The sequence below is a fragment of the Caballeronia sp. BR00000012568055 genome (genome assembly GCF_029439455.1).
GTDB lineage: Bacteria > Pseudomonadota > Gammaproteobacteria > Burkholderiales > Burkholderiaceae > Caballeronia.
In genome coordinates this window covers 12937-36546 of sequence record NZ_JAQFVG010000346.1, presented here as the reverse complement: position 1 = coordinate 36546, position 23610 = coordinate 12937, and the positions used below count along the sequence as shown (strand labels likewise).

Here is a 23610-nt window from a genome sequence, read left to right as displayed (position 1 = left end):
GCCGCGCAACAGGCGGGCCTCGCACGCGTGCGCCGTTACTACACGAAGAAGCAGATGATCGACCGGTATCGCACGCTTTACGACCGCTTGTCCGCTATGCCGGACCGCGCGCGTAACGCGATGTCGACCAATCCGGTAAGCGCAAAACAGTGCCCGATGCACGCGCACAGAACAGCCGCCGCAACGCAGGAGACACGCTGATGGCCGGGATCGGTTTCGAATTACGCAAGATCATGAAGCGCGACACGCTTACGGGCGTGGCGCGTGCGTATGCCTACGCGGGCCTGATTAGCTCCGGTCCGCTTATTCTGTCTATCTTCGGCATCCTGATTATTGGTCTGATCAGTCTTGCCTCCGTCATACCGACGTTTGCGATCGTGCAGTTTCAGGTGTCGGTCACGTATCTCATTGCGCTGAGTCTAATATTGACCGGGCCGCTGCAGTTGTCGTTTACGCGCTTTATTTCGGATCGCTTGTTCGAGAAGCGCGATGACCTCGTGCTGTCGAACTATAACGGCGTCGTACTCGTTGCCACGATTCTCGCGGCGGTAGTTGGCGTGATCGGCATGTTGATCGGATTCCGTGCGGAGCCGATTATCTATCGCGTGCTGATGATCGTCGGCTTCGTGGTGGTCAGCAATATCTGGATTGCGGTCATCTTCTTGTCGAGCGTGAAGCAGTATCGGCAGATCTTGATGGTGTTCGCAGTTGGCTATGCGTGCACGGTGTTTCTTGCGCTCGCGTTGAATGGCTATGGGTTGATCGGCTTGCTTGGCGGCTTCGTGGCGGGACATATCGTGCTGCTGACGGGCTTGTCGGGGCTGATCTATCGCAACTTCCGCAGCGAACGCTTTGTCTCGTTCGAAGTGTTCGAGCGCCGCTTTGCTTATCCGAGTCTGGCGCTGGTCGGCTTGCTGTTCAATATCGGCGTGTGGCTCGATAAGTTCATGTTCTGGTACTCGCCGGGCACGGGCACCGATGTGATCGGACCGCTTCACGCATCCGTCATTTACGACATTCCGATTTTTATCGCCTACGTGTGCGTGATGCCGGGCATGGCCACGTTCCTCGTGCGTATCGAAGCGGATTTCGTCGAGTATTACGACGCTTTCTACGATGCCGTGCGCAGTGGTGCAACGCTGCGTCATATCAATGAAATGCGCGACATGATGGTCGGCAGCGTGCGTGCGGGTCTGTACGAGATCATCAAGGTGCAGGCGGTTGTGCTGTTGCTGATCGTCGCGTTCGGTGAGGCGGTGCTGGGTTCGCTGGGTATTTCGCCGCTGTATTTGCCGCTGTTGGTGGTGGATGTCGTATCGGCGAGTTTGCAGGTGTTGCTGCTTGGTCTGCTCAACGTGTTCTTCTATCTCGACGGACGTCGCACTGTGTTGCGCATCACCGGTGCGTTCGTGGTGTTGAACGGGCTTTTTACCGGCATCACGCTGAAACTCGGGCCGGATTTTTATGGCTACGGTTTTGCGCTGGCGTTGCTGGTCGTGGTCGTGGGCGCAGTGAAGATGCTGGATCGCAAGTTCCTGTCGCTGGAGTACGAAACGTATATGTTGCGCGGCTGAAGACTCAAGATCGTGCGGGAAATGCCGTTGTCAAGCGGGTGGCCCTCGAAGGGCGTCCTACTTATCGACCTCGGACTTTTCCATGCAACGACATTGGATTCATCTGCTTGCAATCATCGCTTCGGCTGCGGTGATGACGGCTTGTGGTGGCGGCGGCGGTGGTGGTTCTGGCACTGGCTCGGGGAATGCGACGAGCACCTCGGCATCGGCGACGCCGGCGAGTGCGGCTTCGGCTTCAGGTGCTTCAAGTGCTGCAAGTGCAACGACTGTAACCACTACTGCGGGCACAGCAACAACGACATCAGGCAGCACAACGACAACGACAACTACGACGACGCCGGCATCCGGAACGACGACAACCACGCCTGCGGTGGTCTCCGCCCGCGCGCTGCCGCAATCGCCGCTATGGACCGTGTATTACGGACGCGCGAGCAATATCGACGTGGCGAAGGTGGCCTCGACATTCAAGCTGATCGTGATCGATTCGGACCCCGGCAACGGCTCGCCCAATTTCAACAACGCGCAAATCGCGGCCTTGAAAGCGGGCGGCGCGAAGGTCTTGAGCTATCTCGACTTCGGCGCGTGCGAGAAAGCGCGCACGTACTGGAACACGGTGCCGACGGGCTTCGTCTCGTGCAATGCGAACACGTCGGCGCGCATTAGCTGGTATTCGGGCTATCAGGAAACGTGGATGAATCCCGCCGATCCCGATTATCAGAATCTGATTCTCAACTACATCGCGCCGCGTCTGGTCGCGACCGGTGTGGACGGCTTTATGCTCGATAACTTCGAGATTGTCGGACACGGCGCGAATTCATCGACGGCACCGTGCGATGCAGTCTGCGCGCAAGGCGGTCTCGATCTGGTGAAGAAGCTGCGCGACAAGTATCCGAATCTGTCGATCGTGCTGAACGCAGCGCCCACATCGACGATTGGTGGCACCACGGGCGGCGTGTCGTTTCCGACGCTGGTGGATGGCGTGTTGAGCGAACAAGTGTATTTGCCGACGGCGAATGCGTACGATCTGAACCTGCTCAAACAGTGGCAGAGCACGGAGCAAAATCTCGGCAACAGCAGCTTCTTTATCGGCGCGCTGGACTATACGTCGTCGTGCACGGCGACATCGACCGCGCAGAGTGCGTGGAATTTGTCGGTTCAGGCGGGCTTTGCGCCGATGATCGCAACGACCGCGCTGGATAGCATTTGCTGGTGGTCGTTCTTGCCCTGAGTCGTGGAAATAAGAATGTGGCTTTGCGTGATTATCAAGGTTTCCGTATGTTGATGCGCTTCATCGCGCGGCTGGCGAGTGTGACTGCATTCGGCATGCTCGCCGGCATCGCGCATGCGCAGACGGTCGCGCTGTACTACGGCGCGAATCCGCCCGTCGATGAACTCAAGGCCTTCGATATCGTCGTCGTGGATCCCGATGCGAAGTTCGATCCGCGTGCGCATGCAAACACGCATGCCGCGTGGTTCGCCTATGTAAGCGTGGGCGAAGTGCATCCTGAACGCGCGTATTACAAGGCGATGCCGCCCGCATGGGTGCCTACGACCAACGATGCCTGGGCCTCGCACGTCGTCGATCAGACCGTGCCGCAATGGCCCGCGTTCTTCGTCGATAAAGTCATCACGCCGTTGTGGAAGAAGGGCTATCGCGGCTTCTTTCTGGACACGCTCGATTCATATCACCTGATCGCAAAGACCGATGCCACGCGCGCCGCGCAGGAAGCGGGTCTCAAGCGCGTGATTCGTGCGATCAAGACGCGCTATCCGAACGCGAAACTCATCTTCAATCGCGGCTTCGAAGTGCTACCCGATGTGCACGACCTCGCGTATATGGTGGCGTTCGAGTCGCTGTATCGTGGATGGGATGCGGGCAAGCAGCGCTATACCGAAGTGCCGCAAGCGGACCGCGAATGGCTGCTTGCGCAAGCCGCGACCATTCGCGATCGCTACAAACTGCCGGTGCTGTCGATCGACTATTGCGATCCTTCCGACGAGGCGTGCAAGACCAGCACCGCCGCCCGTATCGTGGCAGACGGCATCGTGCCTTATGTCACGGATGGCGGCCTTGCGACCGTCGGCGTGGGACCATCGAATAACATCAACTGAGAGTCAAGCTATGTGTGGCATTGTCGGCGCGGTGGCGCAACGGAATATCGTTCCGGTTCTGATCGAAGGATTGCGTCGCCTCGAATATCGCGGCTACGACTCGTGCGGCGTCGCTGTTTTGACCGGTGACGGTCCGCGTCGCGCTCGCAGCACCGCGCGCGTAGCGGATCTGGATGCTCAGACATCCGAAACATTGCTTGCGGGCGGGACGGGCGTGGCGCACACGCGCTGGGCCACGCACGGTGCGCCGGTCACGGATAACGCGCATCCGATCTTCTCGAAGGATGAGCTTGCGCTGGTGCATAACGGCATCATCGAAAACTACGAGCCGTTGCGGGAAATGCTGCGCGGCAAGGGTTATATGTTCGTTTCGCAGACGGACACGGAAGTGGTCGCTCATCTGGTGCATAGCCTGTATCGCGGCGATTTGTTCGCAGCCGTGCGCGAAGCCGTGAAGCAACTCGATGGCGCGTATGCGATTGCCGTGGAGCACAAGAAGCATCCTCATCTCGTGGTCGGTGCGCGGCAAGGTTCGCCGCTGGTCGTGGGGATCGGCGAGGGCGAGAATTTTCTGGCGTCGGATGCGCTGGCATTGGCCGGTGAAACCGAGCGCTTTATCTTCCTCGAAGAAGGCGATGTGTGTGCGCTGACGCTCGAGGGCGTGCGCGTGGTGAATCGTGAAAGCGAAGATGTCGAGCGCGAATCGCGCACGGTTGCGGCGTATGGCGGCGGCGTGGAGCTGGGGCCGTATCGGCATTTCATGCAAAAGGAAATCTTCGAGCAGCCGCGCGCGATTGCGGATACCGTGCCGCAGGGCGAATCGCTCGATGCATCGTTGTTCGGTGAAGGCGCGGCGGCGGTGTTCGGTGAGATCGATAGCTTGTTGATTCTTGCGTGCGGCACGAGTTATTACTCGGGACTGACGGCGAAGTACTGGCTCGAATCGATCGCCAGGATTCCTACGCAAGTGGAGATTGCCAGCGAATACCGCTATCGCGATTCAGTGCCGAATCCGCGCGCGTTGGTCGTGGTGATTTCGCAATCGGGCGAAACGGCGGACACGCTCGCGGCGCTCAAGCACGCGCAATCGCTCGGGCATACGCATACGCTGGCCGTGTGCAATGTCGCGACCAGCGCGATGGTGCGCCTCACGTCGCTGTCGTTCCATACGCATGCGGGACGCGAGATTGGCGTGGCATCGACCAAGGCGTTCACGACGCAGCTCGTCGGCTTGTTCGTGCTGGCGGTTGCACTCGGCAAGATTCGCGGCACGGTGAATGCGGAACAGGAAGCGGATTACGTGCGTCAGTTGCGCCATTTGCCCGCTGCGCTGAATGCGGTGCTGGCGCTGGAGCCGCAGATTATCGCGTGGTCGGAGAAATTTGCGGCGAAGGAAAGCGCGTTATTCCTCGGCCGCGGATCGCATTATCCGATCGCGCTGGAAGGGGCGCTGAAGCTGAAGGAGATTTCGTATATTCACGCTGAGGCTTATCCGGCGGGCGAATTGAAGCACGGGCCGCTTGCATTGGTGACGGATGCGATGCCGGTTGTGACCGTCGCGCCTAATGATGCGTTGGTGGAGAAGCTCAAGTCGAACTTGCAGGAAGTACGCGCACGCGGCGGTGAACTGTATGTGTTTGCAGATACGGATACGCGTATCGGCAGCGAGGCGGGCATTCATGTGATTCGGATGCCTGAGCATTATGGCGCGCTCTCGCCGCTGCTGCATGTGGTGCCTTTGCAATTGCTGGCGTATCACACGGCTTGTGCGCGTGGGACGGATGTCGATAAGCCTAGAAATCTGGCGAAATCGGTAACGGTCGAGTGATGATGTGACTGTTCTTGTTTCGAGAATAATGCTTTCTTGTAAGCAAGTATTCCATCGAAAAGCTTAATCAGTCATTATTCCGTCGTGGGTGCCGCAGTGATTGCGGCACCGAACTACTCAAGGCGGAATCATGAAACAGGCAATTATCGTAGTCGATATTCAGAACGACTATTTTTCGGGCGGCAAGCGCGTATTGAGCGATGTCGATGCCGCAACAGCCAACGCTTTTTCGGTTATCGACACTGCTCGAAAAAATGGCGATCTGGTGATCCACGTTCAGCACGTCACGCTGGCCAAAAACGCGCCGTTCTTCGCGCCTGACACGGAAGGCGTTCAACTGTATGCCCAAACGAAGAACCTGCCGAATGAGCGGGTCATCGTCAAACATCATTTGAATCCGTTTCGTGAGACCGATCTGGCAAAGATTCTTCGGGATAACGAAATTGATCATGTCGTGGTGGTCGGACATATGAGCCATATGTGTATCGATGCCGTTACGCGCCACGCTGTCGATCTCGGCTACGAAGCGACGGTCATCCACGACGCATGTGCAACGCACGACCTCGAATTCAACGGCGTGCGCGTGCCGGCCGCACAGGTCCACGCGGCGTTTATGGCAGCGCTCGAGTTTGGCTATGCGAAGCTGCGCTCGGCCGATGAATTCGTTGGTCAGTCGGTCCGCTAATCAACGAAACACAATCGCCTGTCTCGGCGCGGTCAACATATCCGGTTGCAGAATCTGTTCCAGTTGCGCGGGCGTCAACAGTCCGCGTTCCACAACGATCTCCGCGACACCGCGCCCAGATAGCAAGGCTTCCTGAGCAACCTGCGTCGCGTTCACATAGCCGATATAAGGATTGAGCGCCGTCACCACGCCAATGCTGCTGTCCATCAGCGCGCTCAGCCGATCCCGGTTCGCCGTAATGCCATCCACACAACGCGACGCAAGCGTCAGGCATCCCGCGCGAAGGTGCGCCACGCTCTTGAACAGACTGTGCGCGATGATCGGTTCGAACGCGTTCAACTGAAGTTGTCCCGCTTCGGCCGCGAAGGTCACCGTCACGTCATTGCCGATCACTTCGAACGCGATTTGATTGACCACTTCCGGAATCACCGGATTCACCTTGCCCGGCATGATGCTCGATCCCGCCTGCACAGCGGGCAGATTGATTTCCCCGAAACCCGCGCGCGGCCCGCTGGACAGCAAGCGCAAGTCATTGCACACCTTCGACAGTTTGACGGCAACGCGCTTGAGCACACCCGAAAGCTGCACGAACGAACCGACGTCCTGCGTCGCTTCAACGAGATTCGGCGACGTGGACACGGGAATGCCCGTTACCGCCGCCAAATGCTTGCACGCGGCCGCAGCATATTCGGGCGGCGTGTTGATGCCGGTTCCAATCGCGGTCGCGCCGAGATTGATTTCGCAGATGAGCTTCGATGCTTCAAGCACGCGCTCTTCGTCTTCTCCGAGCATCACGGCAAACGTGCTGAACTCCTGACCGAGCGTCATCGGCACGGCGTCCTGCAATTGCGTGCGGCCCATCTTCAGGTCGTGCTTGAACTCTTCGGCCTTGCGTTCAAACGACATGCGAAGCACGGCCATTGCTTCGACCAATTGGACGATGCCCATATAGCCCGCGATCTTCAATGCGGTCGGATACACATCGTTGGTGCTCTGCCCAAGATTGACGTCTTCGTTCGGATGCAGGTTGGCGTACTCGCCACGCTGAAACCCCATATATTCGAGCGCGAGATTGGCAATCACCTCGTTCGCGTTCATATTGGTCGATGTGCCCGCGCCACCCTGAATCACATCGACGACGAATTGGTCATGCAGTCTGCCTTCTCGAATCGATTGGCATGCCTGAACGATTGCCTTCATCTTGTGTTCGGGCAACAGTCCGAGTTCGTGATTCGCGAGCGCGGCGGCTTCCTTTACGCTTGCCAGCGCATTCACCAGATTCGGGTAAGTCGAAATAGGAATGCCGGTGATCGGGAAGTTATGCAGGGCGCGCAGCGTGTGGACGCCGTAATAGGCATCGTTGGGGACCATGAGGTCGCCCAATAGGTCATGTTCGAGACGTTCGATGGGTGTCGACATTGTCCATTCTCCAGATAAAAAAGCGTTATTGCAGGCCGCGTGAGGCCCATTCGATGCATCGTTTGGCGAGTACTTCGGTCGGATCGACGAGATACGCGCGTTGTCCGTTTTCGCTTGTGTATTCCCCACTCGGCAGAAGAATGGGTAGTTCAGTGCATCCCAGAACAATGACCTTCACGCCTTGCAAAACCAATGCGTCGATGGCGGCGGTGATGTCCTCCTGACACTGCCCGCTGGTGTATCCGGCCTTGACGCCATGCGTTCCGTAGATAGCACGCATCACGCGCGCTTGTATGGCTGCTTCGGGCGCAATTTGACGAAGCCCCTGCAATTCAAGCGCTTTCTGATACACACCGCTTTCTATCGTACCGCTGGTCGCAAGTACGCCGATATTTCGCAGATCCGGAAACGCATCGCGTATAAAGCGCGCGGTTTCGGTCAGCATGTTCACGATCGGAATGCCGAGATACGGCTGAATACGTTCGACGAAAGCATGCGCCGTATTGCACGGTATCGCGATGATGTCGGCATCGCCGTCTTCGAGCTTCTTGCACGTTGCGTAAAGTGAAACGGTAGGATCGGCGCCTTCGCCAAGCAGGTTTTCGGTGCGATCCGGAATCTGCGGATTCTGTTCGACGAGAATCTTGATGTGCTCCTGATCGCGCGATGCAGGCGTGTTTCGTACGATCTTATTCAGAAAGTCCACCGTCGCCGCCGGGCCGACGCCGCCGACGACACCCAGCTTGAACACGCTCGATGAAGCCTGCGCCTGACCCGTGGCCACGTATTGCGCATACGCCATGTTCGAATCGATGATCGGTACGGCCTGCTGACCAATTTCATCTGCGACTAGTGCAATCTCCGTCAGCGCCGGAAGAATGATATCGACGCCTTGCGCAACGAGATCGGCGCATGCTGCACGAATCAGTTCGACGGGCTTGCCGCGCAAATTGCCTTTCTTGATGCCTTCTGGACCGTAGATCGCCTCGGTCACGAGATCGGCTGTTTCCGGATAGACGATATCGAATTCAGGCGACGTGAAGTATCGTTCGAAAAGTTTCTTTTGCTGAACATAGTCGGATGCCAGTACACCTAATCGTTTCGCCTTGGGGAATTTTCTTCGCACATGAAGGCGCAAGGCTTCGACGGCGTCGAGAATCGGGAGATTTGTGTTGGCGCGCAGTTCATCGATAAACGTGTGGCTGAGAAAGCACGGTAGCACCACTTCCGTAACGTCGCGCCGCTCGAACTCGCGGATCATGTCGAAGATATACAGCTTGCGTTCAGTCGTTGCCGCACTTCCTGCGCCCGAACCACGAAAAGGGCGCTGCTCGAAGATCACGTCCGCATGATCGCTATCCGATGCAGCGGGCGTCGCTTTGACGAGTTTGAAGAACACATCGGCGCTGCCGAGCGGCCCGAGTCCGCCGACCACGCCGAGCTTGCGCTTGCCGTTCATTGCGCTTCGGCCTCTGCATGCTCGAAGGATCGTTCGACATCAGCAGGCTTCGGCGCACGCTTCGCTTCCCACTTCGCAATCACCGCCGTGGCCATGCTGTTGCCAATTACATTGGTCATCGTGCGGCCCATATCGAGAAGCTGATCGATGGCGAGCACCAGCGCGACACCGGCAATCGGCAGATGAAACATGGGCGCGACAGCCGCGACCACGACCACCGATCCGCGCGGCACGCTCGCCATGCCCTTGCTGCTCAACATCAGAATCAGCAGCATGAAAATCTGCTGCGAGATTGGCATATCGATACCAAAAGCCTGCGCGATAAAGATCGCGGCAAAGGCCTGATACATCATCGAGCCATCGAGATTGAAGGCGTAGCCGAGCGGCAGCGTGAAACCGACCACTTTCTTATCGACGCCGAATTTTTCAAGCTGCTCGGTCAGACGCGGATAAGCGGCTTCGCTGCTGGCCGTGGAGAAAGCGATCATGGCCGGTTCGCGAACGGCGCGGAGCAAGGTCCAGACTTTCCTGCCGAGAAAGAGATGACCGATTGCAATCAGAATCGCCCAGAGCACGAACAGGCCGAGATAGAACGAGGCGATCAGCTTGCCGTACGTGTAGATCACATCGACGCCGCGCAGCGTCACCGCCGATGCAATCGCACCGAACACGCCGAACGGCGCGGCGCGCATCACGTAATCGGTCAGACGCAGCATGACCGGCACCATGCCGTCGATCGCCTGAATCACGATCGCCACGCGCGGATCGCGTTTGAGCGCGGAGAGACCGACGCCGAGAAACAGCGAGAACACCAGAATCTGGAGGATATCGTTGCGCGCCATGGCATCGAGCAAACTGGTCGGGAACGCGTGGGTCACGACGTCCTTGACGTTGAGCGCGGCGGTGTTGAGACCCGTGTTGACCTCTTCGCTACCCACGCTCAGATGCAGACCCGCGCCGGGTTGCAGCAGGTTCGCCATGACCAGACCAATCGACAAGGAAATCAGCGACGCGCAGATAAACCAGCCCAACGAACGCAGACCGATACGGCCCACATCGTCGCCGCCGTCCATGCCGGCGAGGCCGGAGACGAGCGTCGCGAACACGAGCGGCGCGATGATCATCTTGATGAGGCGAAGGAAAATGTCCGTGACGATCGAGAAGTAACTGGCGACGGACTTGAGTGTGGCAGGGTCGGTGATGTTCGCGTGGCAGAGATAGCCGACAGCAACGCCGACGAGCATCGCAATACCAATGCTCAGCGTGAGGCGATTCTTCATGTTCATCCGTCCGTGAGCGACGCGGACCGGCAACCGGCGTCGCAGTGTCTTTATAGAAATTAGAAAGCGACGCATGCAGCACCGCTTTCACCGAGACACGGATGGTAAGTGCGTTCAAAAAGCGCAAAATGCTATTACTGCATGCGCGTATGCGAATTTCGCATAACGCGGGAAATCCCTTAAAGATCGGTTAGCTTAGGGCAGGCGCGCTTGCACGAAGGTGGTGCCACAGCGTGTCCAGAAAGTCGCTGCGATTGCTCGAGTCGCGATACACGCGCAGTTCAATGTTCATGTTCCATCGCGCGGGGCCTGCTGCCACGAGTTCGCCTGCATCGATCTCTTTTTCGATGGTGCTTTTCGGCAGCCAGGCCACGCCTTCGCCTTCCATGACGAACTTTTTGAGGACCTCGGCCATATCGGATTCGTAATGCAGATGCAGCGATGGCGCGTCTTCCTGTTGCTTGAGCAACAGCGCCTGGCATCGGCCGAAGTAGCTTGTCTCCGAGTAGGAAATCAGCGGCAACGGTTCCTTCTTCGTGCCCGGCAGCCGAAACTCCGGTGACGAACGATGGTTCGGTTTGCTCGCGGGCATCAACGTATCGATACCGACGGTGATGTGCTCGTAACGCGTCGCGTCAAGATGCAAGGGCAACTCGGGATGGTGATACGCGAACATCAGTTCGCAGTTGCCATTGACGAGCGCGAGAATCGAATCATGCACGTTCGCGGGGATGATGCGCGCGCGTACTTCACCGAATTGCGGCGCGAGCGCCTTCAGCCACGGCGGCAGAAAATTCAGCGCGATGGTATGGCCCGCGCAAATCTGCAAGCTCTTGCCCGCGATGCGCTGTTCGGTGCGAATGACGGCGCGTGTGTCGAACAACTTGGCGAGAATGTCGTCGGCGACTTCGCGGAAGAGTTGACCCGCCGGGGTCAGCGCAGGCGGGAAACTGCTGCGATCGATCAGTTCCGCGCCGACCCATTGCTCCAGTTGCCGGATGCGCCGGCTAAAGCCGGACTGAGTGACATTGCGATATTCGGCCGCTCGGGAAAAGCTTTGGTATTGAGCGAGTGCGACGAAGTCCTCAATCCATTTGATTTCCATGGGCGGCTCGGCGGGGTATCGGATTGGAAGGATTTTACGGGCATCGGCTGAAAACACGCGTAATCTAGTATTGAATTGCATACCAAAACAGAGGCAACCCATGCTCCGAACCGAAAAAGAAAAGATGCTGGCAGGCGAGCTGTACACGGCGAACTCGCCCGAGATTCAAGCCGATCAGGCCGACGCGCGCGCATGGATGCAGCGCTTCAACGAACGCATCGACATGCCGCTCGACGAGCGCTATCAATTGCTGAAGGACCGCTTTGCCGCAGTCGGCAAAGACTCCATGGTCCGTCCGCCATTCCACTGCGATTACGGCTACAACATCACGCTCGGCGCAGGCGTGTTCCTGAACTTCGGCTGCATCATTCTCGATGTGGTCGCAGTCGAAATCGGCGATATGACGCAGATTGCGACGGGCGTGCAGATATTGACCGCCGATCATCCGCGCGATCCGGCGGTGCGCGCGACCGGGCTGGAATTGGGAAGGCCGGTGCGTATCGGGCGAAACGTGTGGATCGGGGCGGGCGCGATTATCTTGCCCGGCGTTACGGTCGGTGACGATGCGTTGATCGGCGCGGGCAGTATCGTCACGCGTGATGTACCGGCAGGAGCCACCGTCACGGGCAATCCGGCGCGCGTGCGGCCGAAGCCGGGCGCGTAAGCGTTACGCCAGTTCCTCGCGAAGCCACGCTTCCAGATATCGCACGGCATCGCGTTTGATGCTGCCGTGACGGCCGAATACCGACAGCGCATCCGGCAGCGCGACCGACTGTTCGAATGGCGCGACGAGCATATCGCTGTCGAGCATGGATTGCGCTGTTCTGCGCCAGCCGATGGCGAGTCCATGTCCCGTCACGGCCGCCTGAAACATCAGCGAGTAGCTATCGAAGGTCAGCGAGCGCGCCTTCCTGGGATAAGGCATGTCGAATTTCGCCAGCCACGTGTCCCATTCGAGTTGAAACGCAGGCGATGTCTGATGATGCAGCAGCGTGTGCTTTTTGAGTTCGGATAGTTCGGCGGGGCGGCCGTATCGCCGGATATAGCCGGGGCTGCACACGGGAAACACTTCGTCGGATGCGGAGAACAGTAAGGGATGCGAACCGTGATCGCGGTCGCTGCTCTGCATGGCGATATCGAAATGACCGCCGTACTCGACGAGCGGCCGCGTCAAGGTTGCCACCTTCATCTCGAAGTCCGGATGCCGCTGATGAAACGACGCAAGTCGCGGCATCAGCCAATAAAAGCCCTCGGTCGCCTGACACAACAGTGTGACTTCGTTGTCATCCGTGCGGCCGCGCAGGCGGTCTGCTTCCGCGGCGATATCGCCGAGTGAATCGCTCAATGTTGCGTTGAACGCGTGACCCGCTTCCGTGAGAAACACCGCGCGGTTACGCCTTTCGAACAGCGCGATGCCGAGGTTCTCTTCGAGCAGGCGAATCTGCCGGCTTATCGCCGCTTGCGTGATATGCAGTTCTTCCGCTGCTTTCGAAAAGCTGCCCAGCCGCGCGGCCGCTTCGAAAGGCAGGATCGATGCGAGCGGCGGCAAGGATTTGCCAAGCTTATTCATAACTCAGGATTATGTATTGGGTACGCGAAAATCGTTTGTACCACGGATTGTTATTCGCGACTATTCCATTCAATTCGACGTACAGGTTGCCGCTATCGTCGAAGACCTGAAACGCCGTTGCGCACTGGAGCGTCTTGAATGAGCACAATCTCAGATTATCGAACTTACACGCTGGTGAGCACAGTGGAGCGCGTGCGCAAGCTGTCCGATTCGATCGAAGTCACCTGGGCGGACAATCGCGTCTCGCGCTTCCATAACTTGTGGCTGCGCGATAACTGTCCATGCAGCGAATGCAACTACAGCGTCACAAAAGAGCAGGTCTTTCAAATTGCCGATGTACCCCGCAACCTGCAGGCGGAAACGGCGCGGCCGAATCCCGCTGGCGGTCTGAAACTCGTCTGGGACGATGCACACGTCAGCGATTTCTCGCCCGAATGGCTGCGCGCGCACGCCTACGACGACGCGTCGCTGCAAGAACGGCAGGCGCGCAAAGCGAAAACTCGACCGTGGCTCGCGAATCTGACACTTCCGATCTTCCAGTACGACGAAATCATGTCCGACGACGAAGCCTTGCTCGCCTGGCTGACGCACTTGCGTGACGTCGGTTTGACTCAGGTGCAAGGCGTTCCACAACAGGCTGGTTCGATCAAACCGCTCGCAAATCGCATCTCCTTTATTCGCGAAAGCAATTTCGGCGTGTTGTTCGATGTTCGTTCGAAGGCCGACGCGGACAGCAACGCCTATACGTCCTTCAATCTGCCATTGCATACGGACCTGCCGACGCGTGAGCTACAACCCGGCGTTCAATTCCTGCATTGCCTGTTGAATGATGCCAATGGCGGCAACAGCAGTTTCGTCGATGGATTTTCGATTGCGCATGCGCTACGCGAAGAACACGCCGAAGCATTCGAACTCCTGACTAACGTTCCGGTCGAGTTTCGAAACAAAAGCCGAACCAGCGACTATCGATGCGTGGCGCCGGTTATCGCGTTGAACGCGATGGGCGAGATCGCCGAGGTGCGCATGGCCAACTTTCTGCGTGCGCCGTTCGAAATGCCCGAAGCGGTGATGAAGCCGTTTTACTTCGCATACCGAAGGTTTATCGAGTTGACGCGCGAGTCGCACTTTCAATTTTCCAAGCGGCTCGAAGCAGGCCAGATGTGGGCATTCGATAATCGCCGCGTCATGCACGCCCGCGATGCGTTCGATCCCGCCACCGGCGATCGCCATTTTCAGGGCTGTTACCTCGATCGCGACGAGCTGCTGTCGAGAATCTATGTGCTCGAACGAAGCGTCTGATCTGCCGGGATTGCATTTTTCCAACACTCCACTCGGAAATAGAATGTAAAAAACTTATCCATTTGATAAGATAAGACTATACCGAGGGCCTAGGTCAACGCGCGGGAGAAGAAGCGGAACCGCTGCCTGCGTTGAACTCGGGTGGTAGCGTTGGACGAGAGCGAGAATCGCCCGCCATCGATGGTCAACCCGCGCTTAGGCGCGGGTTTTTCTTTTTGCGCGACCGGTTTGCCGGGCTTTAAGCAGAAAAGACCACGGCTGCCGCGTCGTCGATCAGCGTGAAACTGCGCACGAAGCGGTACGGCTGGCCATCGATCGGAATGTGGTTGCTTCCGGATGCCGTCCCGCTCAGCATGGCGTCTGCGGTCGAACTGGGAATGGCGGCAATCTGGCGAAGGTCTTCGCGCGGTCCCGATGGATCGCCGAGATAGACGGTGCAAATGCTTGGCTCGTGCCGCATCAGCACCACGCTCGTCGCCCGGTCGAGCGCGCGTTCGAGATAGCCTGCCAGCACCCGCAGCGGGTCGGGCGTGCCGTGTTGTTCTGTCTTAATGTCGTCTGCCACTTTGGCCTCCGCGTGCTGATCGACTGTGCCAATTATCACCGTATATGACCGTAATGCAGCGCGCCGGTTCTCGTCGAACGCGCTCGTCAGATTTCGATCACCAGATCCGCGATGAAATCCGGATTGCGGCTGATTTCGCTCACGCCGCCGCGCGGATTCGCCACCACGCGCGTGCCCGATACCTCGAAATCGACGGAGTCGTGCAGATGCCCGTGCATCCAGACATCGACCGGCTTGCCCATCAGATCGTGCGCGTCGGCCGCGTACGAGGGCGCGAAAACGTGTCCTTGCCGCCGCGCGACGATCGACTGCTCGCTCGGCGCGAAGTGCGTGACCACCGCCGTCTTTCGCGCCGTGTGCGCGCGCGCCGCGTGCCGAATGTAAGCGCGCGAATGGCGATGCCGCGAGACCGCATCGGCGGCGCGCATCGTGTGCGACGCCTCGCCGATCCGGATCAGCTTGAAGTCGTTCTTGCGCGAATCGCTTATTTCCATCAGTTCCTGCGGGTCATCCGCCAGCCCGAAGTCGGTCCAGAACGTCGCGCCGATAAACACCGTGTCGCCAATCACGCGGCTCTCGTTTTCAAGGATATGCACGTGCGTGCCGTGCGTCATCTCCCGCGCCTGACATAACAGCGCGTCGAGATTGAAACCCCATCCTTCGTGATTGCCGAAGGTGTAGACGACGGGTTTATCGAATGTATCGAGCGCCCATTCGATTCCGGCGATGCCCGTATCGATATCTCCGGCGAGCACCACGACGTCGGCATCGGTTTCGGGCGGCGCGAACGATGAATCTTCTTCGAGATGCAGATCGGACAGCAGATGGATTTTCATTGAATTGCGGCGAAAGGCGCACGCTCGTTCGCGCGCACGACAGAGCAGATAGTACGTGGGTGTTGTGGAGCGCCGGTGAAACACCCTTCAGCGGAGTGTGGTAACGAAGCGAATCTCGAAGCATTCCTCTAGAACGTATTTGTCTTACGTTTCGGGTCGGTTTAGCCGTCGATTTCGCGTGTTTAGCGCGTGTCTTGATAAGGCATCGGATTTGACAACGATTGCGCGAAGAGTTGCTTCGAATCTTATGCAGAATCGGCTTTATTGAGCTATTCCGACACGCGCGGAATCGTGCGTTTCTATTGAGAGTGCCGATGCTATAGTGAATCGACTCGCGCAATCGCACCGATGCGCGACCGATCTCTCAGGTTCTGCTGGCCCCTCGGCGGCTGAACTTTTAAGGCGTTGCCGGACATGGCAACGCCTTTTTTCTTTTTGCAGCCTTACGCCGAAGCATTCCTGCGCATCAAACACAGCGCAACGCCGAGACACGCCACCAGCAGCACGGCGACGAACGTCACCACGCCCGTCCATCCGCCGTGCTGCCAGAACGATCCGCCGAGTGAACCGAGCATGCTCGACCCGAGGTAATAAGCGAGCAGATAAAGCGACGCCGCGTGACCCTTCGCGGATCCGGCCAGCCGCCCGACCCATCCGCTCGCCACCGAGTGCGTGACGAAGAAGCCGATGGTCACCACCACGATCCCCGCGATCACCGCCACCAGCGATGCCGATGCCGTCAGCGCCAGCCCGATCGCGAACAGCACCAGACCGCAGATCAGCACGGGCGCGCGGCCGAATTTATCGGCCATTGCGCCGGCGCTCGACGACGACACCATGCCGAACAGATACGCCGCGAAAATAAAGCCGCATTCGGTCGAACTCAGGTTGAACGGCGCAGCGGTGAGGCGAAAACCCGCGTAGTTGTAGACGGTCACGAACGCGCCCATCGCCAGGAAGCCGATGCCGAAAACGAAGGGCAGACGCGTATGCGCAAGCTGCGCTTTCCACAATTGCAGATGATGGCGAAGCGTCAGATCGGTGCGCTTGACGAAGCGCCGCGACGGCGGCAGCAGCATCACGAAGGCGATGGCCGCGAGCAGATCGATCACGCCGATCGTCAGCATGGCTGTGCGCCACGAGAAGTATTGTTCCAGCGCGCTCATGCCGATCCGGCCGACCATGCCGCCGAACGCGGTGCCGCCTACGTACAGGCCCATCGAGAAGCCCAGGCCTTCGGCGGCGATTTCTTCGGCCAGATAGGCCATCGCGACTGCGGGCACGCCGCCGAGCGCGAATCCTTCGAGCGCGCGCCACACGAGCATCGTGTTCCAGTTCGGTGCGCTGGCCGCCAGCAGATTGCACAGCGCCGCCGCTGTCATCGATGAAAACATCAGTCCGCGCCGTCCGACGCGCTCGGAAAGCGCGCCGGCACAAAGAACCGATATCGCGAGAAAGCCCGTGGACAAAGACAGCGACAGCGAACTCGCCGCCGCGCCGATGCCGAATTCGTGCGTGAAGGCGGGCAACAGCGGCTGCACGCAATACAGCAGCGAGAACGTGGAAAAGCCCGCGAGAAACAGCGCAAACGCAATGCGCCGGTACGCAGCCGAACTCGGCGATACGCCGCTCGGAAGCACATGAACCGCCGATGGCGAGAGAGAAGGTGAGGACATGAGCGAATGGAACCAGGGAATCGATTCCATTCTTGCCAATCCGCGGTCATATGTCCAATATATGAAACCAAGCTAAGCGATATGTTTTACCACTGGCTACTCTTTTCGAAGGATTTGGATCGATGGAACTTCGGCATCTGCGTTACTTTTTGGCCGTCGCGGACGCGGAGAATTTCACCCGCGCCGCCGAAGTGCTCGGCATCGGCCAGCCGCCGCTGAGCCAGCAAGTCAAAGCGCTGGAACAGGAACTCGATGTGGAGTTGTTCAGGCGCACCGCGCGCGGCGCGGAATTGACGCTCGCAGGCCGCGTTTTCGCCGATGAAGCTCGCCGCGTCCTCGCCGATGCCGAGCGCGCCACGCGTGCCGCGCAGCGAGCGGCGCGCGGCGAAACCGGCCATTTGCGCGTCGGTTTTACGGGCACGGTGGCGTTCAACGAACACGTCGCGGCGCTGATCCGCCGATTCCACGAGGCGTATCCCGAGGCCGAGTTGTCGTTGCAGGAAGGCACCAGTGGCACGCTGCTGGAAGCGATCGAAGCCGGTCGACTGGATGTGGCGATCGTGCGGCCGGTGCGCCGCGTCGCGGATGCGATCCTTCAGGAAGACTGGCGCGACGAGGCGATGCTGGTCGCGCTGCCGATCGCGCATCGGTTTGCATCGCGCAAACGCATCAGGCTTGAAGAACTCGCGGATGAACCCTTCGTGCAAGTGCCGCGCGTGGCGGGCGGCACGCTGTTCGACGATATCGTTGCGGCGTGCGCGGCCGCCGGATTCACGCCGCGACTGGCGCAGCCCGCGCCGCAGATGGCGTCGGCGGTGACGCTGGTGGCGGCGTCGCTCGGCATCTCGATCGTGCCGGAATCGATTACGCAGGTGCGCGTGCCGGGCGTGGTGTATCGGCCGCTGGTGACGCAGGGGCGCGGCATGCGTGCGCGGCTGGCGATTGCATCGCGCAAAGAGGAATCGTCTGTCGTGGTGCGGAATTTTCTGGCGCTGGTCTGAGTTTCATTGCACTTGCGTTCAACTGCTCCTGCGCTGCCGTGCAATCGCGGCGGCGGGCATCGGCCTATTCTGCGATCACACGATCAAGCACACGATCAAGCCGATTCCCCACCGACGAAGGAGACAGCAATGGAAATGGCCACGGCAACCGAACTCAAGATCAAAGCGCATGTGCCGGAAGAAGCGGTTCAGATTGACGATATCCCCTGGAAAGCGTTTCCCGATGCGCTTTCGAAGGGCGGAATTCGCTGGAAGTTTCTGCATGCGTCGCCGGAAATGGGCGCGTGGGCGGCAATCTTCGATTGTCCTGCGGGTTCGTCATTCAACGCGCATTTTCATATCGGTCCTGGCGAATATTTGCTGACGAAGGGACGCATGGACGTGCGCGGTGGCGCGGAGCACGGCGGCGACACGGTGGTGGCGCCGGCGTACGGCTACGAGTCGGCCAATGCGCGTCACGACAAGACGTATTTTCCCGTCGATTCGGAGTTCTATATGACCTTTCTCGGGCCGCTTTCCTTTATCACGGAAGACGGCACGCCGATTGTCGTCGTCACTTGGGACGAAGCTCAACGCGCTTATATAAGCTGAAAACGGAGAGCGACTATGTCAGCGACGAGCCAGATTTTCGATCATCACCTCGGCGCATTCGCCAAGGGTCTCGATGAACTTATTAAGGATTACGATTCGAATTCCGTCATCGTCACGCCGGAGAAATCGTATCGCGGTATCGAAGAAATAAGCGGCTTTTTCGAGGCTTTTCTCGACAATGCGCAGCCTTCATTCTGGGACGCGTTCAAGGTCACCAGCAAGAGCACGGAAGGCGAGATTGCGTATCTCGTCTGGGAAGCCAAGCCCTTCGTGCAAATGGCCACCGACACGCTCTACGTGAAGGGCGACAAGATCGCCGTGCAAACCTTTACCGCGTTTGCAAGCTGACGCTTGAATACCAATTAAAGGAGACGAAACATGGCAGGAAAACTCGAAGGACGCGTGGCTGTGGTGACGGGATCGAGTTCGGGCAACGGACGCGCCATCGCCATTGCGCTGGCGCGCGAAGGGGCAGTTCTGATGTGCTCCGACCTGAACAAGAGCGCGCTCAAGGGCGGTTACGAGAAAGACCTCGAAGTCGATACGGACGCCGTTATCACGCAATCGGGCGGGCGCGCCAGCTTCGTTGCCGCCGATGCGAGCAAGGCAAGCGATGTGCAGAACATCATCCATTGCGCGGTGGAAACGTACGGGCGCATCGACATCATGGTGAACAACGCGGGCGTGTTCACAGGACTGCATAGCATTATTGATGAAACCGAGGAGCAGTACGACTTCACGATGAACGTCAACGCGAAGGGCGTGTGGCTCGGCTGCAAATATGCGATCACGCAGTTCATGAAGCAGGAGCCGATCACGACTTCCACTGGTGCGCAACTGCGCGGTCGCATTGTGAATATCGCGTCGATTGGCGGGCTGGTCGGGCTGGCGTTGGAGCCTGCGTACTGCGCGTCGAAGGGGGCGGTAGTGAATCTGACGCGCGAGCTTGCCATCGACTTTGCGCCCGAGCGTATCAACGTGAACGCGATTTGTCCGGGCTTTCTGGCGACCGCCATGGTCCGCTCGTTCCTCGAACAGGACGATACCAACAAGCTGCTGCATGACCTGACGCCGTGGCCGCGCGTGGGCGAAGCGCAGGACGTCGCGCGCGCCGCGCTGTTCCTCGCCTCCGACGATGCCGAGTGGATGACCGGCTCGATGCTCACCGTCGATGGCGCTTTCACCGCGCGATAGCACATATTCAAACCGGAGACGTAGAACATGGACAGACTCAAGGGAAAGGTTGCGGTCGTGACGGGCGCGAGTTCGGGCTTCGGCCGCGGCATCGCGATGTCATATGCGGCCGAAGGCGCGAAAGTGATCGTTAGCGATATTCACGAGGAGCCGAATCAGGGCGGTTTCGAAGGCAACGCGAAGCTGACGACGGTCGCCGCGATCCGCGAAGCGGGCGGCGAAGCCACGTACGTGCCGTGCAATGTGACGAAGCAGAACGAAGTGGCCAACCTCGTGCAGGAAGCGGTGCGCGTGTATGGCGGGCTGGATGTGATCGTCAATAACGCCGGGATTTACCGTGCGGGCAAGCTGGCGCACGAGTTCAGCGTCGAGGATCTCGACGTCTGTTTCGATGTCAACGTGCGCGGCATGTGGTTCGGCTGTCAGGAAGCCATCAAGACGTTTCTTCGACAAGGGCGCGGCGGGAATATCGTGAATATTGTCTCGACGGCGGGATTGCAAGGGCATCCTAAGCAATCGGTCTACAACATTTCGAAGGGCGCGGCGGAGAATCTGACGCGTTGCCTTGCCATCGAATATGGTCAGGACAAGATTCGCGTGAACGGCATTTGCCCGACCTACGCGAAGACCTCGCTCACGCGCGCCCTATTCGACGATAAAGCCTTCGATAAAACCTTCACGGATATGATCCCGCTCAAGCGCTGGGGCGAAGTCGAGGATATCGCGAATCTCGCGGTGTTTCTGGCATCGGATGAATCGGGCTATATCCACGGCGATCTGATTCGGATCGACGGCGGCGAAACGCTGTGCCGTTTCTCTGTGTAACGCCTAAGCCGATGCGTCGCGCGAAACGGAAGCGCGACGCGCATCGCCGGGCGCTTCGCCGAATTTCTCCTTGAAGGCGCGGCAGAAGTGGCTGGTCGAATTGAAGCCCCATCGATACGCAATCTCGCTGATCTGAAACCGCCGATACGACGGGTCCATCAGCGCGCGGCGGCACGCGGTCAGCCGGTTGTGCATGATGTAACCCGACACCGTCATATCACTTCGCTGAAACAGCATATGCAGATAGCGCAGCGAAATGCCGTTCGCTTCGGCAATACGCGCGGGCGTCAGATCGTCCTCGTTGATATGCTGAAGAATAAAGTCCTGCACCTTGCGCAGCATGACGGCGCTGGCATCGAAAGTCGCGCTTGGCTGCTGACCGGATAACGCGATGCCGAGCAATTCCAGCGTCGAGCGGCTGACCGATCCCTGCACGCTTGAATCCAGCGACGAAATCTCGTTCGAGAGCGCCAGCAAATGCACCGCCAGCAGTGAACCCACGCCCGTTTTACTTTCGATCCGCCCGCCGAGCGGCGGCTGCTTGCGCTCGGGCAGACGCTCGCGCATGAGCGTCCACGGAATCATCAGCGTGACTTTGTGCAGGCGCTCCATCACTTCGAATTGCACGACCTGATCTGTAGTCCAGACCACCAGATCGCCCGATGTCACTTCCACGCCGCTATCGCCTATTTTGAAGCGCTCGCGGCCGCTGGTCGTCAACTGCACGCCCACATACAACTCGTCGTCACGATGAACGTGCTTGCGCGTGCGCTCGCCGACGCACGGATCGCACATCGTATCGATGATCTCCGCGCCCGCGAAATCATGCCTTTTCAATGTCGCATAAAAGGTGGCGGGCACGCGCTGCGGAATTTGCCATTCGCGATAGCTGCCGCTCAACACGTCCTGCCAGGCGTCGGTGCGGTCGCTGGCGGAGAAATCGGTGGAAGACCAGTTTGTCGATGGATTGGGCACGGCGCGTCTCCTTCTGCCGCCCGCGATGCGTGTCGATCGGGCGTACGGGTGCGTCAAAGTGGTGCTGCTGCGGGGTGCTTCAATCTACTCCGGCGGCATTCGGCGCAGCAATAGGCCGCATCCCGCGGAAAACGGCTTCGTTTTGCTCCAGCGCGCACCGCGTCTTGCCTGCCAGCGCAGCCGCTATCCTCGAAATAACTCAAGAAAACGACCGTGCGTGACGACAACTCGTTTTGTAATACCCTAAATGTAAAATATGATGAATGGCGTCACTGCATTTTTCGGCTGCCGGAGAACGGGAGAAGACGGTTGGGTCACTTTCTAGTCAGGGGAAACCAGCAGAACCTTCGCCGGAACTGGGTGGACCGACACGCAACGCAGGTAGCGGTCGGCGCGACGCTGGCGAGCGTGCTGATTCTGATTGCGACCGTGATGGTGCTGGCGTCGGGCCGCAATGACACCATCACGCGGGCGCGCCATACGTCCGCGAATGTCTCCGTGGCGCTGTCGCAGGATATCGCCCGCAATATCGAAATCTACAATCTGTCGCTGCAGGCCGTGGCCGAAGGCATGGTGGAACCGTCGGTGCTGAGCCTGTCGCCGGAACTGCGGCGCCAGGTTTTATTCGATCGCTCGGCGACTGCGGCTTATATCGACGGAATCTACGCCGTCAACGAGCACGGCCAGATAGTCGATGGACGCGGCCGCGAACTCGGCAATATCGATCTGTCCGATCGCGACTTTTTCCGCGTGCACCAAAACAGCGGCGACGCGGATCTGTTTATCTCGAAGCCATATCTCTCGAACGCGCGAAGCGGCATTCCGCTGATTGCGCTGAGCCGCCGCATTACGCAGGCGGACGGCAGCTTCGGCGGGATTGCGCTGATCGTCATCAATCTCGGCTACTTTCAGCAACTCGTCGATGACATCAAGCTCGGGCCTCAGGGCGCGGCGACCATCTTGCAGGTCGATGGCTTTATCATCGCGCGCAATCCGAGGCCGCGTCCGACCGATATCACCAATATCAGCGACTCGCCGACCTTTCAAAAGCTGCTTGACAGCCCAACCGGCTCTTACGAATCCAAATCGCCGGTGGATGGCGTGGAGAAGATCGCGACGTTCTCACATGTGCGCGCGAGCAATCTGATCGTGGTCGTCGCGCCTGCGGTCGATGACGTGACGATGGAGTGGAAGCATCGATCGCTGATTATCGGCGGGCTGGTGATTTTGGTGGCGGGCGCGTTTGCGGCGGTCGTGTGGCTGCTGGTCGGCGCGGTGCGCCAGCGCGACGCGGCGCACGCGCGGCTGATCGAAATTGCGGAAACGGACGGGCTGACGGGCGTGGCGAACCGGCGTCGGCTGGATTCATCGCTGGATGCGTTGTGGGCGAAGGCGGCGGTATCGGATACCGAAGTTGCGCTGCTTTTTGTCGATGCCGATCACTTCAAGCGCTATAACGATTCGCATGGCCACGAAGCGGGCGATCGCGCGTTGCAGTTCATCGCGGAGTGCTTGCAGAAGCATGCGCGCAATCCCGGCGATGTCGTCGCGCGATACGGCGGCGAGGAATTTATCGTCGGGCTGGCGAATACGTCGGAGCGTTCGGCTGCTGAAGT

At 59.0% G+C, this 23610-nt stretch carries 23 protein-coding genes and 1 pseudogene; 14 read left to right on the top strand and 10 right to left on the bottom strand.

Annotated features, from left to right (window positions below; translation table 11 throughout):
• Positions 1–201, top strand: a pseudogene (locus P7F28_RS30110) (glycosyl transferase family 1); the annotation flags it as partial.
• Positions 201–1574: an exopolysaccharide Pel transporter PelG gene (gene pelG / locus P7F28_RS30105; RefSeq protein ID WP_277188727.1), complete on the top strand. Its 1374-nt coding sequence runs from the start codon at positions 201–203 to the stop codon at positions 1572–1574. The pseudogene P7F28_RS30110 and the gene pelG, both read left to right, overlap by 1 nt.
• Positions 1575–1673: 99 nt before the next feature.
• On the opposite strand, the gene P7F28_RS30100 is transcribed toward pelG, so the two are convergent.
• On the bottom strand, positions 1674–1937 hold the full coding sequence (locus tag P7F28_RS30100) for a hypothetical protein (protein WP_277188725.1): 264 nt from the start codon (positions 1935–1937) through the stop codon (positions 1674–1676).
• A gap of 7 nt (positions 1938–1944) precedes the next feature.
• Between P7F28_RS30100 and P7F28_RS30095 the strand changes: the two genes are divergently transcribed.
• From P7F28_RS30095 to P7F28_RS30080, 4 genes are all read left to right on the top strand, one after another.
• Complete coding sequence (locus tag P7F28_RS30095) at positions 1945–2802, top strand: endo alpha-1,4 polygalactosaminidase (RefSeq protein WP_277188722.1); 858 nt, start codon at positions 1945–1947, stop codon at positions 2800–2802.
• A 47-nt stretch (positions 2803–2849) separates the two neighbouring features.
• Positions 2850–3686, top strand: coding sequence for an endo alpha-1,4 polygalactosaminidase (locus P7F28_RS30090; RefSeq protein ID WP_306806071.1), 837 nt, complete (start codon positions 2850–2852; stop codon positions 3684–3686).
• Positions 3687–3696: 10 nt separating this feature from the next.
• Positions 3697–5514, top strand: a complete 1818-nt coding sequence (glmS, locus tag P7F28_RS30085) for a glutamine--fructose-6-phosphate transaminase (isomerizing) (RefSeq protein ID WP_277188721.1) — start codon at positions 3697–3699, stop codon at positions 5512–5514.
• Positions 5515–5644: 130 nt separating this feature from the next.
• Positions 5645–6199 (top strand): cysteine hydrolase family protein, encoded by a 555-nt coding sequence (locus P7F28_RS30080; protein WP_277188720.1) that lies wholly within the window; start codon positions 5645–5647, stop codon positions 6197–6199.
• Here the strand turns inward: P7F28_RS30080 and aspA are convergent, their stop codons facing one another.
• From aspA to P7F28_RS30060, 4 genes are all read right to left on the bottom strand, one after another.
• Positions 6200–7618 carry an aspartate ammonia-lyase gene (gene aspA, locus P7F28_RS30075; RefSeq protein ID WP_277188718.1) on the bottom strand — a complete coding sequence of 473 codons (1419 nt, stop codon included), beginning with the start codon at positions 7616–7618 and terminating at the stop codon, positions 6200–6202. It abuts the gene before it with no gap.
• Positions 7619–7643: 25 nt separating this feature from the next.
• Positions 7644–9077 (bottom strand): aspartate/glutamate racemase family protein, encoded by a 1434-nt coding sequence (locus tag P7F28_RS30070; protein WP_277188716.1) that lies wholly within the window; start codon positions 9075–9077, stop codon positions 7644–7646.
• The gene (locus P7F28_RS30065; protein WP_277188715.1) at positions 9074–10357 is read right to left on the bottom strand and encodes a dicarboxylate/amino acid:cation symporter; all 1284 of its coding nucleotides are present in this window, start codon (positions 10355–10357) and stop codon (positions 9074–9076) included. The genes P7F28_RS30070 and P7F28_RS30065 overlap by 4 nt, the downstream gene beginning before the upstream one ends.
• Positions 10358–10547: 190 nt before the next feature.
• Positions 10548–11462 carry a LysR substrate-binding domain-containing protein gene (locus P7F28_RS30060; protein ID WP_277188713.1) on the bottom strand — a complete coding sequence of 305 codons (915 nt, stop codon included), beginning with the start codon at positions 11460–11462 and terminating at the stop codon, positions 10548–10550.
• Between the two features lie 100 nt (positions 11463–11562).
• On the opposite strand from P7F28_RS30060, the gene P7F28_RS30055 reads away from it, so the two are divergent.
• Positions 11563–12126, top strand: coding sequence for a sugar O-acetyltransferase (locus P7F28_RS30055; RefSeq protein WP_277188712.1), 564 nt, complete (start codon positions 11563–11565; stop codon positions 12124–12126).
• A 3-nt stretch (positions 12127–12129) separates the two neighbouring features.
• On the opposite strand, the gene P7F28_RS30050 is transcribed toward P7F28_RS30055, so the two are convergent.
• Entirely contained in the window at positions 12130–13032 is a 903-nt protein-coding gene (locus tag P7F28_RS30050) for a LysR substrate-binding domain-containing protein (RefSeq protein ID WP_277188711.1), read from the bottom strand.
• Positions 13033–13170: 138 nt separating this feature from the next.
• On the opposite strand from P7F28_RS30050, the gene P7F28_RS30045 reads away from it, so the two are divergent.
• A complete protein-coding gene (locus P7F28_RS30045; protein ID WP_277188709.1) occupies positions 13171–14331 on the top strand; it encodes a gamma-butyrobetaine dioxygenase in 1161 nt (386 codons plus the stop codon).
• Between the two features lie 238 nt (positions 14332–14569).
• Here the strand turns inward: P7F28_RS30045 and P7F28_RS30040 are convergent, their stop codons facing one another.
• From P7F28_RS30040 to P7F28_RS30030, 3 genes are all read right to left on the bottom strand, one after another.
• Entirely contained in the window at positions 14570–14896 is a 327-nt protein-coding gene (locus P7F28_RS30040) for a hypothetical protein (protein WP_277188707.1), read from the bottom strand.
• Positions 14897–14982: 86 nt separating this feature from the next.
• The gene (locus P7F28_RS30035; protein WP_277188705.1) at positions 14983–15732 is read right to left on the bottom strand and encodes a metallophosphoesterase; all 750 of its coding nucleotides are present in this window, start codon (positions 15730–15732) and stop codon (positions 14983–14985) included.
• A gap of 443 nt (positions 15733–16175) precedes the next feature.
• Positions 16176–17408, bottom strand: a complete 1233-nt coding sequence (locus tag P7F28_RS30030; protein ID WP_277188703.1) for an MFS transporter — start codon at positions 17406–17408, stop codon at positions 16176–16178.
• Positions 17409–17530: 122 nt separating this feature from the next.
• Here P7F28_RS30030 and P7F28_RS30025 point away from each other — a divergent pair, with 122 nt between their 5' ends.
• From P7F28_RS30025 to P7F28_RS30005, 5 genes are all read left to right on the top strand, one after another.
• The gene (locus tag P7F28_RS30025; RefSeq protein WP_277188701.1) at positions 17531–18409 is read left to right on the top strand and encodes a LysR family transcriptional regulator; all 879 of its coding nucleotides are present in this window, start codon (positions 17531–17533) and stop codon (positions 18407–18409) included.
• Positions 18410–18538: 129 nt separating this feature from the next.
• On the top strand, positions 18539–19000 hold the full coding sequence (locus tag P7F28_RS30020) for an acetylacetone-cleaving protein (RefSeq protein WP_277188699.1): 462 nt from the start codon (positions 18539–18541) through the stop codon (positions 18998–19000).
• Positions 19001–19015: 15 nt separating this feature from the next.
• Entirely contained in the window at positions 19016–19348 is a 333-nt protein-coding gene (locus P7F28_RS30015) for a nuclear transport factor 2 family protein (protein ID WP_277188697.1), read from the top strand.
• Positions 19349–19378: 30 nt separating this feature from the next.
• Positions 19379–20194 carry an SDR family NAD(P)-dependent oxidoreductase gene (locus P7F28_RS30010; protein ID WP_277188695.1) on the top strand — a complete coding sequence of 272 codons (816 nt, stop codon included), beginning with the start codon at positions 19379–19381 and terminating at the stop codon, positions 20192–20194.
• A 27-nt stretch (positions 20195–20221) separates the two neighbouring features.
• The gene (locus tag P7F28_RS30005; RefSeq protein ID WP_277188694.1) at positions 20222–21019 is read left to right on the top strand and encodes an SDR family NAD(P)-dependent oxidoreductase; all 798 of its coding nucleotides are present in this window, start codon (positions 20222–20224) and stop codon (positions 21017–21019) included.
• 3 nt (positions 21020–21022) lie between these two features.
• Here P7F28_RS30005 and P7F28_RS30000 read toward each other — a convergent pair whose 3' ends face one another.
• Entirely contained in the window at positions 21023–21994 is a 972-nt protein-coding gene (locus P7F28_RS30000) for a helix-turn-helix domain-containing protein (protein WP_277188692.1), read from the bottom strand.
• Positions 21995–22354: 360 nt separating this feature from the next.
• Here P7F28_RS30000 and P7F28_RS29995 point away from each other — a divergent pair.
• A partial coding sequence (locus P7F28_RS29995) for a sensor domain-containing diguanylate cyclase (protein WP_277188691.1) occupies positions 22355–23610 on the top strand: 1256 nt, incomplete at its 3' end.

Bases quoted from the DNA above. Each gene is read 5' to 3' on its own strand.
- pelG (WP_277188727.1), top strand. From the start codon at position 201: ATGGCCGGGATCGGTTTCGAATTACGCAAGATCATGAAGCGCGACACG.
- P7F28_RS30090 (WP_306806071.1), top strand. From the start codon at position 2,850: ATGTTGATGCGCTTCATCGCGCGGCTGGCGAGTGTGACTGCATTCGGC.
- glmS (WP_277188721.1), top strand. From the start codon at position 3,697: ATGTGTGGCATTGTCGGCGCGGTGGCGCAACGGAATATCGTTCCGGTT.
- P7F28_RS30080 (WP_277188720.1), top strand. From the start codon at position 5,645: ATGAAACAGGCAATTATCGTAGTCGATATTCAGAACGACTATTTTTCG.
- aspA (WP_277188718.1), bottom strand. From the start codon at position 7,618: ATGTCGACACCCATCGAACGTCTCGAACATGACCTATTGGGCGACCTC.
- P7F28_RS30070 (WP_277188716.1), bottom strand. From the start codon at position 9,077: ATGAACGGCAAGCGCAAGCTCGGCGTGGTCGGCGGACTCGGGCCGCTC.
- P7F28_RS30065 (WP_277188715.1), bottom strand. From the start codon at position 10,357: ATGAAGAATCGCCTCACGCTGAGCATTGGTATTGCGATGCTCGTCGGC.
- P7F28_RS30060 (WP_277188713.1), bottom strand. From the start codon at position 11,462: ATGGAAATCAAATGGATTGAGGACTTCGTCGCACTCGCTCAATACCAA.
- P7F28_RS30055 (WP_277188712.1), top strand. From the start codon at position 11,563: ATGCTCCGAACCGAAAAAGAAAAGATGCTGGCAGGCGAGCTGTACACG.
- P7F28_RS30050 (WP_277188711.1), bottom strand. From the start codon at position 13,032: ATGAATAAGCTTGGCAAATCCTTGCCGCCGCTCGCATCGATCCTGCCT.
- P7F28_RS30045 (WP_277188709.1), top strand. From the start codon at position 13,171: ATGAGCACAATCTCAGATTATCGAACTTACACGCTGGTGAGCACAGTG.
- P7F28_RS30035 (WP_277188705.1), bottom strand. From the start codon at position 15,732: ATGAAAATCCATCTGCTGTCCGATCTGCATCTCGAAGAAGATTCATCG.
- P7F28_RS30030 (WP_277188703.1), bottom strand. From the start codon at position 17,408: ATGTCCTCACCTTCTCTCTCGCCATCGGCGGTTCATGTGCTTCCGAGC.
- P7F28_RS30025 (WP_277188701.1), top strand. From the start codon at position 17,531: ATGGAACTTCGGCATCTGCGTTACTTTTTGGCCGTCGCGGACGCGGAG.
- P7F28_RS30020 (WP_277188699.1), top strand. From the start codon at position 18,539: ATGGAAATGGCCACGGCAACCGAACTCAAGATCAAAGCGCATGTGCCG.
- P7F28_RS30015 (WP_277188697.1), top strand. From the start codon at position 19,016: ATGTCAGCGACGAGCCAGATTTTCGATCATCACCTCGGCGCATTCGCC.
- P7F28_RS30010 (WP_277188695.1), top strand. From the start codon at position 19,379: ATGGCAGGAAAACTCGAAGGACGCGTGGCTGTGGTGACGGGATCGAGT.
- P7F28_RS30005 (WP_277188694.1), top strand. From the start codon at position 20,222: ATGGACAGACTCAAGGGAAAGGTTGCGGTCGTGACGGGCGCGAGTTCG.